Annotated in this window: 17 protein-coding genes, 3 pseudogenes and 1 riboswitch; of the genes and pseudogenes, 10 read left to right on the forward strand and 10 right to left on the reverse strand. The window is 39.6% G+C overall.

The genetic code is table 11. The features are described 5' to 3' along the window. Positions 1–58: 58 nt before the first annotated feature. Positions 59–1039, forward strand: coding sequence for a metal-dependent hydrolase (locus N667_RS0117500; protein ID WP_027410694.1), 981 nt, complete (start codon positions 59–61; stop codon positions 1037–1039). Positions 1040–1068: 29 nt separating this feature from the next. Here the strand turns inward: N667_RS0117500 and N667_RS18995 are convergent. Further along, a pseudogene (locus tag N667_RS18995) lies at positions 1069–1337 on the reverse strand (YfhJ family protein). Between the two features lie 117 nt (positions 1338–1454). Between N667_RS18995 and N667_RS0117510 the strand changes: the two are divergent. Then, positions 1455–1610, forward strand: coding sequence for a small, acid-soluble spore protein K (locus N667_RS0117510; protein WP_027410695.1), 156 nt, complete (start codon positions 1455–1457; stop codon positions 1608–1610). 36 nt (positions 1611–1646) lie between these two features. Continuing rightward, a complete protein-coding gene (locus N667_RS19660) occupies positions 1647–1808 on the forward strand; it encodes a YpzG family protein (RefSeq protein WP_084279310.1) in 162 nt (53 codons plus the stop codon). A gap of 37 nt (positions 1809–1845) precedes the next feature. Here N667_RS19660 and N667_RS0117520 read toward each other — a convergent pair whose 3' ends face one another. Then, complete coding sequence (locus N667_RS0117520; protein ID WP_027410696.1) at positions 1846–2163, reverse strand: YfhH family protein; 318 nt, start codon at positions 2161–2163, stop codon at positions 1846–1848. Between the two features lie 65 nt (positions 2164–2228). Here N667_RS0117520 and N667_RS0117525 point away from each other — a divergent pair, with 65 nt between their 5' ends. Next, positions 2229–2897 carry an SDR family NAD(P)-dependent oxidoreductase gene (locus tag N667_RS0117525; RefSeq protein WP_027410697.1) on the forward strand — a complete coding sequence of 223 codons (669 nt, stop codon included), beginning with the start codon at positions 2229–2231 and terminating at the stop codon, positions 2895–2897. An 11-nt stretch (positions 2898–2908) separates the two neighbouring features. Here the strand turns inward: N667_RS0117525 and recX are convergent, their stop codons facing one another. Further along, positions 2909–3715: a recombination regulator RecX gene (recX, locus tag N667_RS0117530; RefSeq protein ID WP_232223992.1), complete on the reverse strand. Its 807-nt coding sequence runs from the start codon at positions 3713–3715 to the stop codon at positions 2909–2911. 99 nt (positions 3716–3814) lie between these two features. Here recX and N667_RS0117535 point away from each other — a divergent pair, with 99 nt between their 5' ends. The 5 genes from N667_RS0117535 (at position 3815) to N667_RS0117555 (ending at position 7318) form a co-directional block, all read left to right on the forward strand. Then, positions 3815–4717 (forward strand): TIGR01777 family oxidoreductase, encoded by a 903-nt coding sequence (locus N667_RS0117535; RefSeq protein ID WP_027410699.1) that lies wholly within the window; start codon positions 3815–3817, stop codon positions 4715–4717. A 143-nt stretch (positions 4718–4860) separates the two neighbouring features. Further along, positions 4861–5988 (forward strand): amidohydrolase, encoded by a 1128-nt coding sequence (locus N667_RS0117540; RefSeq protein WP_027410700.1) that lies wholly within the window; start codon positions 4861–4863, stop codon positions 5986–5988. A 252-nt stretch (positions 5989–6240) separates the two neighbouring features. Continuing rightward, positions 6241–6801: a GNAT family N-acetyltransferase gene (locus N667_RS0117545; protein ID WP_027410701.1), complete on the forward strand. Its 561-nt coding sequence runs from the start codon at positions 6241–6243 to the stop codon at positions 6799–6801. Positions 6802–6909: 108 nt separating this feature from the next. Then, positions 6910–7038 carry a YfhE family protein gene (locus N667_RS19665; RefSeq protein ID WP_084279311.1) on the forward strand — a complete coding sequence of 43 codons (129 nt, stop codon included), beginning with the start codon at positions 6910–6912 and terminating at the stop codon, positions 7036–7038. 91 nt (positions 7039–7129) lie between these two features. Beyond that, positions 7130–7318: a YfhD family protein gene (locus tag N667_RS0117555; RefSeq protein ID WP_027410702.1), complete on the forward strand. Its 189-nt coding sequence runs from the start codon at positions 7130–7132 to the stop codon at positions 7316–7318. A gap of 68 nt (positions 7319–7386) precedes the next feature. On the opposite strand, the pseudogene N667_RS20445 reads toward N667_RS0117555, so the two are convergent. The 3 genes and pseudogenes from N667_RS20445 to N667_RS0117565 all read right to left on the reverse strand — a co-directional run. Next, positions 7387–7608 (reverse strand): annotated as a pseudogene (locus tag N667_RS20445) (response regulator transcription factor); the annotation flags it as partial. Between the two features lie 69 nt (positions 7609–7677). Then, a pseudogene (locus N667_RS20450) lies at positions 7678–8394 on the reverse strand (GAF domain-containing protein); the annotation flags it as partial. A 193-nt stretch (positions 8395–8587) separates the two neighbouring features. Then, positions 8588–9340 carry an EAL domain-containing protein gene (locus N667_RS0117565; protein WP_027410704.1) on the reverse strand — a complete coding sequence of 251 codons (753 nt, stop codon included), beginning with the start codon at positions 9338–9340 and terminating at the stop codon, positions 8588–8590. Between the two features lie 319 nt (positions 9341–9659). After that, positions 9660–9751, reverse strand: a riboswitch (cyclic di-GMP riboswitch). Positions 9752–10254: 503 nt separating this feature from the next. Here N667_RS0117565 and N667_RS0117570 point away from each other — a divergent pair. Beyond that, positions 10255–10488 carry a hypothetical protein gene (locus N667_RS0117570; RefSeq protein WP_027410705.1) on the forward strand — a complete coding sequence of 78 codons (234 nt, stop codon included), beginning with the start codon at positions 10255–10257 and terminating at the stop codon, positions 10486–10488. A gap of 174 nt (positions 10489–10662) precedes the next feature. Here the strand turns inward: N667_RS0117570 and N667_RS0117575 are convergent, their stop codons facing one another. From N667_RS0117575 to N667_RS0117590, 4 genes are all read right to left on the reverse strand, one after another. After that, entirely contained in the window at positions 10663–11247 is a 585-nt protein-coding gene (locus tag N667_RS0117575) for a class I SAM-dependent methyltransferase (RefSeq protein ID WP_051530097.1), read from the reverse strand. Between the two features lie 111 nt (positions 11248–11358). Beyond that, the gene (gene fosB, locus N667_RS0117580) at positions 11359–11781 is read right to left on the reverse strand and encodes a metallothiol transferase FosB (protein WP_027410707.1); all 423 of its coding nucleotides are present in this window, start codon (positions 11779–11781) and stop codon (positions 11359–11361) included. A gap of 397 nt (positions 11782–12178) precedes the next feature. After that, positions 12179–13045: a GNAT family N-acetyltransferase gene (locus N667_RS0117585; protein ID WP_035099321.1), complete on the reverse strand. Its 867-nt coding sequence runs from the start codon at positions 13043–13045 to the stop codon at positions 12179–12181. Between the two features lie 188 nt (positions 13046–13233). After that, on the reverse strand, positions 13234–15984 hold the full coding sequence (locus tag N667_RS0117590; protein WP_027410709.1) for a dynamin family protein: 2751 nt from the start codon (positions 15982–15984) through the stop codon (positions 13234–13236). Positions 15985–16144: the final 160 nt, after the last annotated feature.

Raw genomic sequence — 16144 nt, forward strand, 5'->3', positions numbered from 1 at the left:
TCTTGAGAAAAGATGGATATACTACTATGAAGCAGAACAATACAAGGAGGCTTTGACGTTGGATACGGGAACACATATCGTTATGGGAGTGGCTTTAGGAAGTATCGCCACCTTGGATCCTGCTATTGCTCACGATCCGACCTTGGCACAGGCCGTCTTTATCGGCACATTGGCTGGATCACAAGCACCTGATTTAGATACGATTTTAAAATTAAAAAACAATGCTAAATATATTCGCAATCACCGCGGCATCACCCATTCCATCCCGGCATTATTCTTTTGGTCCCTTCTTATTACAGGAACAATTGTTTATTTTTATCCTGAGATTAATGTCTTTCATCTGTGGCTATGGACTTTGCTTGCTGTATGTTTCCATGTATTCGTCGATGTCTTTAACGCATATGGAACTCAGGCTTTAAGACCGTTCAGTAAAAAATGGATTGCATTCGGTGTCATTAATACGTTTGATCCGATTATTTTCGCGCTCCATCTCGTAGGCATTGGCCTTTTATTTCTCGGTGCACATCCAGGCTATACATTTCTAGGCATTTATACGCTTTTAGCAGCGTATTATGTTATTCGCTTTCGGCAACAAGCAGCCATTAAAAGAGCCGTATCTCAACAAATTTCTCATGTCGAACAAATTATTACTGTGCCGACTCTCCGCTTCCGCGAATGGCACTTGGCTATTACAGCGAAAGACTATTTCTACGTTGGACGTGCAAAAAACGGGAACATCCGTATTTTAGATACATTTGAAAGATGCCCTATCCCTTCCCATCCGGCGATCGAAGCTGCGAAAAACGATGAAAATTTATCGGCGTTTTTATCGTTTTCTCCCGTTTATCGATGGGAAATCAACGAATACAGCGATCATTACGAAGTGCGATTTATTGATTTGCGCTACCGAAGCAAGGGTTACTATCCGTTTATCGCCGTCGTTCAACTTGATCTGAATTTTCATGTCGTAAGCTCATACACAGGCTGGATTTTCAGTGAAGGAAAACTGCGCAAAAAACTGGAATTAATTCCGAACTAAACAGCGGCTGGGCCCATGCCCAGCCGCTGTTAATGCTTCAAATAGTCGTCTTGATTCAGTAAATGTTTGTATTTCGGATTGTTTGTCTTAAATTCGTGCAGATGTGCACCATATTGATCAATCCATTGACGCACCACTTTTTCTGTTAGTTCTTTCCCTTATAGGAGTATCCTGCGCGAGCGTATGTCGTTTCAAAATCTTCCCATAATAACTCCACCCACGTCCGCGCTTGCGCGTAAGCAAGTGAAGCGTTTTTTTCAAGTAAGTAGCTCGTTAAACGCTCAAAATATTCATCCATTTTCATCTTTTTCTCTCCTTGCATGCCAAGATTTAAACACATAACATCTTGAAAATTCACCATACTAAAAACGTGTTGGCAACCAACACATACGGACGACGAGGAGGAAATATGGCGATGCGGAATAAAGAACGCAACTTCCCTAACCAAAATAATAACAAATTTGAAGGCGAGCCGCGCGCCAAAGCAGAATATGCTTCCAAACGCGCGAACGGTACCATTAATACTCATCCACAAGAACGGATGAGCGCTTCCAATCAGCGAACAGAGTAACACCTTAAACTCGTCTCCATTAGGAGGTGTCGGATGATGGGTCGCCATCCGCGAAAAAAGTTTTACGATAACCTTTATTCTAATCCATTTCAACAGCCATGGGCGAATCCGAAGCATGCCCATTCACAAGTAAATGGGGAAACTCAGCAAACCCTTGACTTGATTATTCTAGAACGACAAACACGGAAGCAATCATAACGAAAAACAACCAGAGAACGAATCAGTTCTCTGGTTGTTACGGTTTTATTAATAAGGAGATGGGCAATGCCTCTTCGCTTCCATCGCCGTTTAGTCGATATCCCCAAGCAAATACTCCGTTCAAATAACGAATTTTGAACAACGAACCGGGATCCCCTACAATTTCGTATATATCCCCTGGCCGAAAATCTTCTGGGTTCAACAAGTATGCTTTCGCCATTGCAATTTTACGTTCATATACTGCAAATTCATTCACCATTCCCATTTGTTCCGCTTTGCGTGCTTTCTCTGTTAATGTTGCAATTTCTTGCTTCAATTCGTATTCAGTCATTTCACTATATCTTTTTTGCATCATTGTTTTATCCCCCTGCTTTATTATATTATAATCGTAAAAAACTTCACGAAATGGAGAAAGATACGATGGAAGCTATTGCTATTACCGGAGCTGGTACAGGACTTGGCAAAGAACTTGCCTTACAATACGCCCGCAAAGGATATGCGGTTATCTTAATAGGTAGAAGAAAACAGCCGCTGCTTGCTGTTAAGCAAGAAATTGAAAGCGCTGGCGGTCAAGCGTTTGTGCACACACTTGATATTCGCTGTTACGAAGAAGTAGAGCGGGCTGTCGAAGAAATTGCGCAAAAATACCGTGTCACATGTCTAATAAACAACGCCGGCATCGGTCATTTCGGTCCGCTTTCTTCACTTTCGCGCAAACAGATTGATGAAATGATTGGGACCAACATCAACGGAACGATCTATATGACTAAAGCGTTCCTCCCGTACTTTCAGACTTTGCCGAAAGCAAAAATTATGAACATCATCTCTACGGCGGGATTGCGAGGAAAAATGAACGAATCCGTCTATGTCGCTACAAAATTTGCGATTCGCGGCTTTAGCGAAAGCCTCATTAAAGAGCTCGAACAAACTAACATTTCGGTCACGGCTGTATACATGGGAGGGATGGACACACCGTTTTGGGAAGGAACCAACCATATAAAAGATCGGTCCCGCCTCCGTTCCCCAAAACAAGTCGCCGAGTACATCATTGCAAATGAACACGGTCAAGCAGAAATGATCGTCGAATAGGGGGCATTTCCCTATTCGTCTTTTAACATTTCCAATACTTTTTCAATTTTTTCAATAGAAAAGCCTTTGCGATAAAGCGATTGCTTCATTTTTTGTTCATACGTCCAACGATCGTGTCCTTGATAGCGACGATGCGCTTTCCGTGCATGGTATTCTAAAGCTTCCCACTCTTTTTCCTCGTTTTCGATATGTTGATGATCGTTAAGCACTTCATCAATGACAGAACGAGAAAAGCCTTTGCGCTGCAACAGCTGCTCCATATATTGCTTCCATTGATAAGCGGAACGCTTCGTGGTCTTTTTCTTCGTTTTTTCATACAACTTTGTTGCCGCTTCGAGTTGTTTATCGAATGTAAACATTTGCAGACTTTCTTCAATCATTTCTCCCGAGATTCCGAACTGCTCCAATTCTTTACGAATTACATTTGGGCCCTTCAACGTCGTTTTCATCTGCGTGCGCACAAATGCAAAAGCAAACTCGCGGTCATCTATATATCGCTGTTTTCGCAATTTATGCAGCACATCGCGAACCACCGCTTCGCTTATTCCCTTTTTCTTTAAATAGTCGATCATTTCTTTTTCCGAACGCATTCGATAAGCAAGAAAATATAATGCAGCGTGGTACGCTTTTTTGACCTCATCAGCATATACTATTTCTTGCCATGTAAATTCGTCGATCTCCGTTCCTTTTTTTAAACGAAATTCGATTAGCACATCTTGATCGACACTAAAAGAGACCGATTCTCCGTTTTCTTTTAGGGCAGAGATCATGAAACGTTCTGGATCGTCTTTATGTACAGCTACCTTCGTAATCAGCATCATCTTTAACACCTCACCATTATAATTATAATATCAAAAAAAGGAATAACCGAGCGATACAGCGAAAAAAGTAAGAAGGCATGAAAGAAGGTGAGTGCATTGAAGATTGGAATTGCTGGAGGAACGGGGTTTATTGGCAAGGCAGTGACAGATTATTTACAAGATCAAGGGCACGAACTATACATTTTAACAAGAACACCGCGAGCGTCTTTGCAACCAAGCGTCCACTACGTGCAGTGGCTTCAGGTACAAAGCGAGCCGGAAGCACAGCTCCCCCGTCTTGATGCTGTAATCAACTTGGCCGGTGAATCGATCAATAGCGGGCGATGGACAAAAAAACGCAAGCGACGCATTATCGAAAGCCGGCTGTCATCAACAAAAGAAATCATCCGGATTATCCGACATTTACCTGAACCGCCAAAAGTTCTAATTAATGCGAGCGCCATTGGCATTTATGGAACCTCACTCACCGATGTGTTCACAGAAGAATCGCTTCGTATAGGCGAAGATTTTCTCGCCCAAACAGTGAAGCAATGGGAAATGGAAGCGAAGCAAGCTGAAACGATGGGCATCCGTACCGTTTTTACGCGTTTTGGCATTGTTCTCGCTAAAAAAGAAGGGGCGCTACCTAAGATCATTGCTCCTTACAAATGGTGGATAGGCGGTACCATTGGATCGGGAAAGCAGTGGGTATCATGGATTCATATTAAAGATGCGGTTCGAGCGATTGAATATATTTTACAGAGTGATCATCTTTCGGGTCCGGTCAATCTTACAGCTCCTCACCCCGTTACAATGAAACAATTTGGCGAAACAGTCGCCTCCATTCTTCGGCGACCGTATTGGTTTCCTGCACCTAGTTTTGCGCTTCGGCTTCTTCTTGGGGAAATGAGCCTTCTTGTATTAGAGGGACAGAAAGTTTTACCCCAAAAACTACAAGAATCTGGCTTTGCTTTCTCATTTCCTTCCCTTGAACAAGCGCTTCGCGACATACTGCAATAATATGAACGTTTAGCTTAGATGTTTCTGTTCAGAACGTCCCCTATCTTCGCCGATCCAGCAAAAAATGTGGACTTAACAGGGAAATTTATAAATGAATTTCACTGACATGATGACAACATTACTTTTGCAACAAGGAGTTCGCAATGAGAAAAATATTATTAGAAAATGCCACGATCTATCCGGTTACATCCGCTCCGTTACATCAAGCGGATTTGCTGATAGAAAACGGAAAAATTAAAGCGATTGGCCGAAAATTACCGATTGATAGAGAAACGGAAATCATTGACTGTCATAATCAATATTTATTCCCTGGATTTATTGACGTGCACACCCACCTCGGCCTGTACGATGAAGGAACGGGCTGGGCAGGAAATGATGCTAATGAAACAGTCGAGACAATGACCCCGCATATTCGCGCCATGGATAGCGTCTACCCATTTGATCCTGGTTTTCGCGATGCGGTTTCCCACGGAATTACGACCGTCCATATTATGCCTGGGAGCGCCAACGTCATCGGCGGAACAACGTCCGTCATTAAAACCCATGGCAAAAATGTTTCCAAAATGCTCATAAAAGAAACAGCCGGCTTAAAAATTGCGCTTGGTGAAAACCCAAAGCGCATCCACAGCAACGGTAATAAAGAATCGATTACGCGAATGGGCATTATGGGGATGCTGAGAGAGACATTTTATAAAGCAAAATATTGCGACCATCCTGAAGATTTGCGTGTCGCTCCAATTATTCGCGCGCTAAAACGAGAAATCCCCGTGCGCATTCATGCACACCGGGCTGATGACATCATTTCCGCAGTCCGATTTGCCGAAGAGTTTGATCTCGATCTACGCATTGAACACTGTACAGAAGGACATTTTGTCGCCGACGAATTAAAAGGAAAACAGCTAAAAGTATCAGTCGGCCCAACATTGACACGGCGCTCAAAGGTAGAATTGACAAACAAAAGCTGGACGACGTACAAAGTGCTTTCCGATGCAGGAGTCGAAGTATCGATTACAACGGACCATCCGTATACGCCGATCCAATACTTAAACATTTGTGCCTCGATTGCCGTTCGCGAAGGGCTAGACGAACAGAAAGCGCTTGAAGGTATCACCATTCTTCCCGCACGCAATTTAGGAGTCGCTGACCGCGTCGGCAGTTTGGAAGTTGGCAAAGATGCGGATATCGTATTGTGGAACGCTCATCCTTTTCATTATTTAGCCAAACCAATTTTTACGATGGTAAATGGGGAAATTATATACACAAAAAATTAACAAAAAAGCTATTTCTTTTTTCAACGTTATCATGTATCATGAAAAATATCACGAAGACCATGACACCGTTCGTTCTTTAACAACTGGATATAGACATCAAATCAAGGGAAGGCAAATGGTGCGCCACCAGCTGGCATGCTGGTTCTAGTGGGTTCGATTCCCACCCCGAAATTTTTTGATTGAAATACATTGAAAAATTTCGAGGGTGGTTTCCCACGTGCAAACTGCCCTCAGACTAAGGAGGGAAACAAGATGCTAAAAAAACGCGATTTAAACGATTGTCAAGCGCTTTACGAGTTAATGGTGCACCCTGAGGTCTTCCCTTTTGTGCGCCAAAAAGCCCATTCATATGAAGAATTTTTGTTTATAACGAAGCAAACAATTGAAGCAGAAGAACGCGGTGAATTAATTTCTCGGACCATCGTTGATGAATGGGGAAATCCAATTGGCACTATTAGCTTATTCGATATTCAGGATGGAGCGGGTTTTTTAGGCACGTGGCTCGGAAAACCGTACCACGGTCAAGGATACAATCAACGAGCCAAACATGCTTTTTTTAACGAGTTATTTTATGAGCTTTCTATTCAAACGATTTTTATGCGCATTCGCAAAGTCAATGTCCGTTCGATAAAAGCTGCAGAAAAACTGCCGTATGTGACTTTGGCGAATGAGACGCGAAAAAGCTTATTGGAACAAATCAATCAAGGTCAAGATATTTACCATTTATACGAAATTTCCAAAGATAACTACACGCTTTATACAATGCGTTGCCCGTTGCTTTTAGAGGAAGAACAGCAACGAAAAGAGGCATAGATAAGAAGGAACTCTCACAGTCGGTTGAGCGGTTCCTTTTTTTATGCATAAAACACGGGCATTTAGGAAAAAATAGGAATAAAAATATTGTAAAGCGAGGGTATGTCAATGACTGAGAAACGAAAACGTGAAAAAACAAAAAGCACTCTATCCAGCGCTCAAGAAGTAAGCTATGCCCGTGATTTTAAATTAGCTGACCTAGCAGGTGGCTACACAGCGAAAAAAGCGAGACATTGACCAAATACTTCTATCTATATTTTTTGGACATTGCACCATCCTAAATGATGAATCACGATTGATTCATACTATATTTAGGGGGGCATTTGTCATGGGTCGATCTCGAGGACAAAGAACGCGTGATAAAAATAAATCATCTCTCCCGCAAGTACCAAAACAGTTGAAATCCGACGGCTTGGACGTCGAATACTCGCGCGAATTCGCAGATCATGAAGATTTAGAAGCCGAAGCCCGCGCAGCAGCGGCAGGAATTCGCCAACGTAAAGCGAAAAGAAAATAACGGTAAAGGAAACCGCTTTTTTAGCAGCAAAGAAGCGGTTTCCTTATTGCATTTCATTCAGAAAAGCGTCATTGATTGTGGAACACCATTTTTTCGAAATTTAATTGATAAACCATTGCAATTAGTTGTGAACGATCCGTCACCCCTAATTTATGGAAAATATTTGTGATATGGTTTTTAACCGTATTCACGCTAATATATAATTTTTGAGCAATCTCGCTATTGCTGCAGCCTTCTACAATGCATTTTAGCACGTCCATTTCCCGCGGTGTTAACGTGTCAGAAAACAATCCTTCAGTGATGATTAAATTTTTTTCATGATAAGAATGAGTATCCTTAGATAATGTTCCCATAAGCTTTGCGAGCAAATGTCCCACTTCCCTCACTTGCTCAGAGAAACGTACTTTTTCGTTACTGCCAACAAAAATAACTCCAGAAATACTCCCATCTTGTACAATAGGATAAAGTATTAGCGTTTTTAATTCATTTTCTTTATTCTGTGAATCATTGAATGGGTATTTTGTTGATACATTTTCCAAATACAATGGACGGTTTTCTTGAAACAAACGTTTTATAATCGGGTGTTCTACCGTATAAACCGCCCCTAGCCAATCTTTTTCCTTCGTTTGGCTAGATATATGTTGAATGGTGAAATGCCCTTCATTAGTTCGTTCTGCATAAGCAGCAATATGTATATATGGATGTAGTTCATGAAACATGCGCAAATACGAAGACAGCTGAAACGGTTGCTGCATTTGGAACTCTACCGCCCGATGCAATAGTTTTAGCTGTTCAAGATGGCTTGTTTTGTTCTTTTCCTCTTCGATTAAACGGGCACATATTGAAGCCATCTTCTCAAGTATATGCAGCTTCGCTTGAACATCTTCCGTAAAATATTCACAATCTGCTTTCATCATACCGCTCCATCCTGTTGCCAAAAACGGCCCTGCCCAAATCAAATATTGTACCTGCCCTTTAATCACAATTGGAGCGATTAACCCTTTGATTCCTGCCTTCGCAACATCAACAAGCGCTGGAGATTTAAAATGTAAATAGTCCTTCCAATTTTTTTGCATAATGTATTGTATTTCTTTACTTTCAAATACGTAAGGCTCCTCTGCATTCGAAACCGATGTTATCTGAGTTTGATCGCGATCGACTATTACAACTGGCAAACCGATAAGAGATGCATATGCTTCTTGAACGCTTTGTAACAACTCATTGATGTACAATTTTAACAACTCCTTTTTTAGCCTTTATCATTGATGTTTATCCTCTAAATTTAACATTGAGTGCTTCATGCAGCGGCTCCGGTTTTGCTAGAAAATATCCTTGTGCGTAAAGTATTCCTAATGATTTTGCGCACCATAAATCTTCCTTTGTTTCGATCCCTTCTAATATCACTCTAGTATTTTCATTAAAAAAACGAATGGTGGATAATAGAGCCCTCTGTTTTTTCTTGCTTTTAGACAAATCCTTCGCGAAATATCGATCAAGTTTAATTACTTGCGGATCTATCTCGATTAACGCCTGTAACGAATATTCTCCTTTTCCTAAATCATCCACCGCAATCATGAAGCCTTTTTGTTTCAATAAATGCACATTTTGCAACATTTCATCTAAATTTTTAATTCTCTCTGATTCGTTAATTTCTAAAATAACTTGCTGATTCACTAACGAGGCGCTCTGAACCAACTGTTCTAATATTTTTGGAAATGTTGGTGCCGCAATAGTAGAAGGATACACATTTAAAGATAAAAACAAATTTCGTGAATTTATCGCCTGGCTATGCATCGCGAAATCCTTTATAGAATTAGTGATAGAAGCAATATCAAGGTGATATAAACAGCCAATTGAATTTGCACAATTAAAAAGCATATCTGGACTCTTCACGAATTCGCAACGTAATAGACTTTCATACCCGACAATTTTTTGACTAGATAAGTGATATATAGGCTGGAACACATTTGTGAATAATTGATTTTCAATAATTTCTTTTATCATTCCGACATTTGTTTTCATAGCCCTCTCCCTCTTAATTGCGCTCGCATAATGGCAATAAAAGCGTCTCCCTTTGGAATCAGCCGTTAACTCAAATCTGTTTACAATTTTGCATAAAAGGCTTCTCACCGCAAACGTTGCCTGGACCTTTTCTCTCTAAATGACTATAAAAATCTATCAATCAATGAATATTTTTCTTTGGAAAGTATCGTTTTTTTGAACGCATTTCTGTTAATATACATTTCAACAAAAAACTGCCCTCTAAATAGTCAAAAGAGGGCAGTTTCATAACACACTATTCCAGTTAAATAAAAACCTTCTTAATTACTTCATCTGTAAGAAGGGCAACTGGCTGGCATGTCTATTTGAACAATAGATTTAGCCCCTTTAGCTTTGCGTCCTACCCTTTCGAGTAGTTTGCCGTTCCTATATTCAATTTTGGTATATTATGTATAACCATACAAAAAATTATAAAAAATTTTCGCTATTTGATATGAACTACAAATTCAATATGTACAAAATTTTTTTGTACAATCTTGTCATATTTTGTCATATTAAGTCATATTTTGTCTTATCATGAAAACAATTCAATAATAACATAGATAATGTTAAAAGTGAATTAGTTTTTTATTCTTTTTAAATAAGATTGCAAAATAAATTATAAATACATAGAAACGAATGAAAATTCATTATAATGAACCTCCCCCACCTACACTTCGCTTAGAGGTGGGAGACTTCTCGGTAGATATGTTAAAAACAATATTTAGTGGCTTGTGAAAAATCCCTAAAAACAATAACAGTAATAAACTGCAACAATCGCAAAATCAAATGGACCAACCCTCAAAAACATCAATCCAATGGGTACAGAAGTTAAATATTTGAAACTCTCACTGTTATTTAGGCGTATTATTATAATTAATGGAGGGAGAAAAGTTATGCGGCATGAAATGAAGGAGAAAATTAAAAACTGGTTATTAATCATCATGATTTCAACACTTATTGGTTCATTTTTGCTGTTCTTTTTAGGATATTATAAGATTGGTTTTGCCGTTGGCTGCATCTTTATGTTTTTATCGCTGTTTTTAGGGCAATGGTATTCTTCAAAAAGAGTAGATGATTTATACCGCTATGGGCAAGGGTATGAAAAGAGAAAGACAAGAGGCAAATAAATATATGTTCTTCGCATTATGAATAATGTTTACGATTTTATACCTGTATCATGGCAGCAAAATATTATGCATCTTTGTGACTGACTCTATTCATTACTTTTATCTAAATTTTTTACCCCAAACAATAACCGCTCCAAGTATGAGCGGTTATTTATACTATTAACATCGCAAAAGCTACTCATTCACTCCTATCACACATACGGCTGGAATAGAACGAATGTCCCGCTTTTCCGTGCGAATACCAGAAAAACCTGCTTTTTTTAAATAATCATCGATTTCCGTACAGATTTTTTTCACTTTTTCGTCTCTTGGCTGCACGGTGACGGCGATAATTGCCCCATTGTTCATTCTTCCCCTTATATTTTTAAGAACATCAATAGGAGAATCCCAAAACATAATGACATTGACACAATACACCTTATCAAGCCGCTCGATCCATGATGGAAGATCAGAAGCATTTCCATATATAAGCTTTACTCGTCCTTCATCAATCGTTTTTTTGTTCCTCCTAGTTGCTTGCTTAATCATCACTTTTGAATAGTCAATGCCATATACCATCCCCTTAACAGCGAGCTTAGCCGCTTCTTCGATGGCCACACCGGGTCCGAAGCCAATCTCTAATATCACATCCTCTTTTTGAATGTTTAACAATGATATCGTCCATTCGTTTAACTCTTGATTCGATTTTTCTAAAACCTTCCCTGCAATCTTTCCTAAAAAGCCAGTAGGTCTCGCAAATTGTTCAAAAAAACGTTTCATCATCTGCTCCTCCCTTTGGCCTTGGTGGACAGCTTATGAAATGCAAAAGATGGCTATCATTCCAAACTAAATACACTCATTGAATCCAAAGAAATGATGACTATATCTCATCTAATCAAAAAATTGCATATGCGTCTTCTCGCTTTTATAATATGCTAATCGGTCATGCAAACTGCCGGTGTGAAACTCAAATTTATGTCCATCCGGATCGGTAAAATATACGGATCGTTTATCTTTCTCATCCCTCTCGCGTCCAGGAAGGATCGGGACATCTAACTCTCGCAGCCGTTGAATAACACCATCAAAATCCTCTTCTTTTACAGAAAAAGCGATATGTGTATACGAATGGTGAATTTCGTTTCGCGGAATATCCTTTTCGACATTCAAAGCAAGCCACAGGCCATTCAAGTCAAAATAAGCCATATTCCTGCCTTTGACTAGCAGCTTTGCGCCAAATACACCTTCATAAAAGCGAATCGATGTTTCCAAATCAGACACCGAAAAAGTCAAATGATTAATACCGCCAATCTGCAACGTTGCACCTCCTCGGCATTTTCTTTCTTATGGATTATTACGTCGGAGGAACGAAAATCCCTGTTTCTTATCGAAATGTTCCCAATAGAAGACGATATAATTACCCAACTTATCAAAGCGGTAGACGCAAACCTAAAGTCGGTTTTTAGATTTTAAATCTAATTTCTATAATAAAAAGCTTACAAGACAACACCGTCCCGTAAGCCTTTAGGAAAGCATCCAACCATTCTTGTATTGTGCAAGTGTTTTCAGGTAGTTGTGCGCGCTGATAAATGTAAATCGATCTCATTGACAGTGGGAAGCAAATTGGGAAAACACAAATTGTCTGCCCAGGCTGCTTTCTGCTAATTTTCAAAGTATTATATAGCGTGCCTCTAGCATTGAAACGTAGGCTACCTTAACCAAAAATTTGTGCTGCAATGCTGTAGAGCGTGCCATTTCTCACCGGCAACTCGCTTGCATTTTTCACCATAACAGGGGGCTGACTCACTTTATGAAAACCAGTTCTCTCCAAATAATGAATGAACGATGCTTGTCCGTTTGGAACATCAATTCTCAACTTTCCTTCATAGCCTTTCGCTAGCTCGTCTACGATACATATAGCAATCTCGTCGTTAGCGGCTATAATCGGCCCAACGATTAGGTTCACAGGCCCTTTGATGCTTAACCCATATCCGACAATATCTCCCTTATGGTTTTTAACTACGACTCCTTGCTTGGCCTGCTGAATTCTTTTTCTAAGAAACAAGCTTCTATCCGCCCCGATTGCTAACTGATCTAGCTGCTGAATTTGGGTAAAGTAAGACATAGTTAATGGGATTACTTCATATTCTTCATTCCCGTGCTCCCGGTAAAAAGGCATATACTTGTCACTCAAAAACTTATGTACAGAAGAGACCGTTTGAAATCCTAACTTTTCATATAGCGGTTTTCCTTCTTTCGTCGCAATTAGCATAATAGTTGTCTTATCGCATACTGAATCAATACAAGTCTGCATCAATTCCTTAGCCAACCCGTTTCCTCTATAATTTTCGTTCACAATAACCATGCCGATAGAAGCAAGTTTAACATCATAAGGAATAACGGCTGCACTTGAAATAATGTCTCCTTGGGCATTTTTATGTCCATATACGATCCCTGCCGACATCACCGTCTCAATTTCCTGTTCATCGTAGTCCCAGCCTACTGATGCAGAAAGCGCAACGAGTTGAGGTATCTCTCTCTCATGCAATCTATGTATTTGAAATTCTTTTTTGTCTTCCATAAAATACTACCCTCGCCTCTATTTGTTTTTACCACCCTTATATTACCATATTATGTTAATAAAAGTGTTAATAGATGAAAAAAATCTAGAAAATAAAGAAAGGAAAGCCCGTTTACACGGGCTCTCCTTTACACCATCATGCTCGTTTGAACAGTATACCATACCTTTACACGAATCGAACCTTAGCGTTATACCTGCAATACGGCTTTAGAGGAAGCTATCATCCATTCATATTGGCGGAGCTTTACTTCAAACAAGATTAGCGGATCGCGGTATGCTTCCGGATTCGATCGCATTTTCTCCAGCTCTTCTTCCTTTTCTTTCATTTCTTTTTCCATTTCCTCTACCGTCTGATGTAATGCGGCAAATGCATTTCGAAAGAAAATTGAAAGATCCCTTTCGAGTGATTTCTCAAACAATTCAAATTGCAAGAGCAGCTTATCGGCAATTAATTCGGCAACATCTAAATAATCCTCATTTTCAACAAACTGTTTATACCTGTTATATAATATAGCGTTATTTTGTTGGAACGCCCCAAGCAAACGACCCGCACCTTTTAATAAAATTTGGTAAGGTGTTCGACGAAGGAAAATATTTACCTTATCTAACTGCACACCGCTCGTCATTCTGTCTGCATCCCGACGCCAATCATCAAGCACTTTAAAATCGCAATCGAGCTGAATCCGTTCCTCACCGAACATAGCATTAAATCCATCACCCATTTCGTCGAGGAAAGATTGGCAATGATGCAGTTCATCATTAGCTGTTAAAATCCATTCTTGCAGGGAACGGTAAAGCTTCGGAAGAACCTCGTCATTGACATAAACTTGTATTCTTCGATTCATCTCATCGTTAAGTTCCAGATGAAGTGTGCGGAAATCACTATCTTCTTGAATTAATTCAGCGCTTTCTTGTAAAATACCTGGAATGTTCTCCGATAGATCAGCTCTAATGCCCTCTAAGACGTTACGGAACGCCCTCATAATGACCCGCACTTTTTCTTGTTTTAAATCGGTCAATTGATGAATTGCCCCGCTTAACTTTACCGCCATTTCTTTATTCCATTGAATCGAATCAGCGAGTTTGTTTTCCATTTCTGTGCGTTTATCCAATAAATGCCCGATTAAATAACGGATAAACATTAATATTTTGTCGATTCGATCGGCCTCAGAAATTTGTCTATTCAAGTTCTTCAAGAATTCGAATACATCATTCCGCTGCTTTTTGTTTCTAAAATAAGCGGAATAAGGGAACAATTTCGCCTCTGGAAAATACGCCTGCACCCGCAAACGAGTATCCTCAACCACTGCAGCAGCTTCGTGTTCATCATAAATTTCATCAATTTTATTAAGCAGAAAATGAATTGGCAGATGAGGCACATATTTCTTAATTTGCATAAGAAGCTCTTGTTCTTGTTCAGTAAACGGATCGTTCGCATCAAGAACAAATAATAAACTATCGGCAAAATGCACGTATTCTAGCTCTTCGTCTTCCAAACGGTGACGGTCGTTAAATCCCGGCATGTCAACGAGAGCAATTCGATTTTCTCGCAAAACTGGCGCTGGAAGAGAGTACTCCATAATCGCTTGATCAAAAGTTTTATTTCGTCTTCTGTCCACTGCTTCCTGAAATTCTTGAGGACCGAAAAACATCGTTAATTCTTCATCTGATATTTTTCTAATCTCCGTCTCATCGAATCCCTTAAATACAACGACAGAAGAGGTCGGAACAGTTAAAACATTTTCACCGAGGAGTGAATTAACAAAAGCAGATTTCCCATTTCCAGAAGTCCCTGCTATAAGTAAATGATGTGTTTGAAAATCGACTAGTTCCCGAATGATCCATCTGAAGCGGTGCCCCGGATCTACATGTTGTGCCTCCGCCCATTTAGCGATGGAATCGAACAAAGTAAGACTGTATTCTAAACCATCGATTTTATCACGTGCGTGGAAAATCAGATTTTCAGCATCATCAACCACTTCTGGATTCATACTAGCCGGAAATTTATCGTTCCATGCTAATACTGCCGCAGCAGCAAATAAAGCATCAGAATGGTTGGCAATTTTAACCCAGTTGGTTAGAATGTTAGGAATCATTCCTTCCAATTCTTTTATTAAATACGTTCCATTAATTAATTGAAAATAAGTTTCCCGATAAAGCCCAGATAGCTTTTTCCACGAGTGTTTCCGTCCTACATCCAAGCTTAAGAAAAGATGATTAAATTCCCTCAGCCATGCAAAATATAAACTTCCGTTTCTATAGCTATTCCATAACGATTCAACGATTTTCTCAAATCGCTCTTGATCCAATTCATATAACGCCACCAAACATTTTGAAAAATAGCTTGGTTCAAAATCATTCGTTAATCCTTGTTCAGCATACGTTGTTAAAATATCAAACCAATGATGCGACGCTGTGCGGGTTGCCTCGTTTACCGCCAGTTCAATTGCACTTGGCCAATCTTTATTTTTTTCAAAAAAGGAGCGCGCAATATCGGTCACGTCCCTGTAGTCTGGATTAAAAGATACAGCTGTTTTAATAACTTGATCGGCTTTTTCAAGCTTACCTTCATCTATGTAAAGGGCAAATAACTGCAAAGCAATTTCTGATTGTAAAACAGGGCTATCTGTCTCAATCGATTTATAAATCTCTTCCGCCATAGATAATTGTCCGAGTTCATAATAACAATCGGCAATGTTTTTCTTTGCCCATGGCTCTAAATCATTGTGAGTGTTTTCCCATTTGAAAATTGCCGCCTCATAATCTTTATTATGAAAATACACTTCCCCCTGGGCAAAACGAATTGCGGAAATATCAGCTGCCCCTTCTTTACACCCAGCAAGAAAAGCTTTTCCGAGCACAGAAACAGGATTTTTTTCGCCAACTTCCATAAAGGTTTCATAAAACGTTTTGTTGATCAGTTGATTCTCTAACGTCATGTTGATCCTCCAGCCTATACATTTAGTCAGTATATTTTATACGCTGTACAGTACAGATATGAAAACCCTCTTATTTCTATCCTCACATTCTAGCAAACTTATTTTTTCATAGAGTTTCAAATTGCTTTCATTTATGATACAGATTTTTATCATCGTGTAA

Source organism: Anoxybacillus tepidamans PS2, assembly GCF_000620165.1.
In the GTDB taxonomy this organism is placed as follows: domain Bacteria; phylum Bacillota; class Bacilli; order Bacillales; family Anoxybacillaceae; genus Anoxybacteroides; species Anoxybacteroides tepidamans_A.

Bases quoted from the DNA above. Each gene is read 5' to 3' on its own strand.
- N667_RS0117565 (WP_027410704.1), bottom strand. From the start codon at position 9,340: ATGAAAACAAATGTCGGAATGATAAAAGAAATTATTGAAAATCAATTA.
- N667_RS0117575 (WP_051530097.1), bottom strand. From the start codon at position 11,247: ATGAAACGTTTTTTTGAACAATTTGCGAGACCTACTGGCTTTTTAGGA.
- N667_RS0117555 (WP_027410702.1), top strand. From the start codon at position 7,130: ATGGGTCGATCTCGAGGACAAAGAACGCGTGATAAAAATAAATCATCT.
- recX (WP_232223992.1), bottom strand. From the start codon at position 3,715: ATGCTGATTACGAAGGTAGCTGTACATAAAGACGATCCAGAACGTTTC.
- N667_RS0117510 (WP_027410695.1), top strand. From the start codon at position 1,455: ATGCGGAATAAAGAACGCAACTTCCCTAACCAAAATAATAACAAATTT.
- N667_RS0117585 (WP_035099321.1), bottom strand. From the start codon at position 13,045: ATGGAAGACAAAAAAGAATTTCAAATACATAGATTGCATGAGAGAGAG.
- N667_RS0117545 (WP_027410701.1), top strand. From the start codon at position 6,241: ATGCTAAAAAAACGCGATTTAAACGATTGTCAAGCGCTTTACGAGTTA.
- N667_RS19660 (WP_084279310.1), top strand. From the start codon at position 1,647: ATGGGTCGCCATCCGCGAAAAAAGTTTTACGATAACCTTTATTCTAAT.
- N667_RS0117540 (WP_027410700.1), top strand. From the start codon at position 4,861: ATGAGAAAAATATTATTAGAAAATGCCACGATCTATCCGGTTACATCC.
- N667_RS19665 (WP_084279311.1), top strand. From the start codon at position 6,910: ATGACTGAGAAACGAAAACGTGAAAAAACAAAAAGCACTCTATCCAGC.
- N667_RS0117570 (WP_027410705.1), top strand. From the start codon at position 10,255: ATGCGGCATGAAATGAAGGAGAAAATTAAAAACTGGTTATTAATCATC.
- N667_RS0117525 (WP_027410697.1), top strand. From the start codon at position 2,229: ATGGAAGCTATTGCTATTACCGGAGCTGGTACAGGACTTGGCAAAGAA.
- N667_RS0117590 (WP_027410709.1), bottom strand. From the start codon at position 15,984: ATGACGTTAGAGAATCAACTGATCAACAAAACGTTTTATGAAACCTTT.
- N667_RS0117520 (WP_027410696.1), bottom strand. From the start codon at position 2,163: ATGATGCAAAAAAGATATAGTGAAATGACTGAATACGAATTGAAGCAA.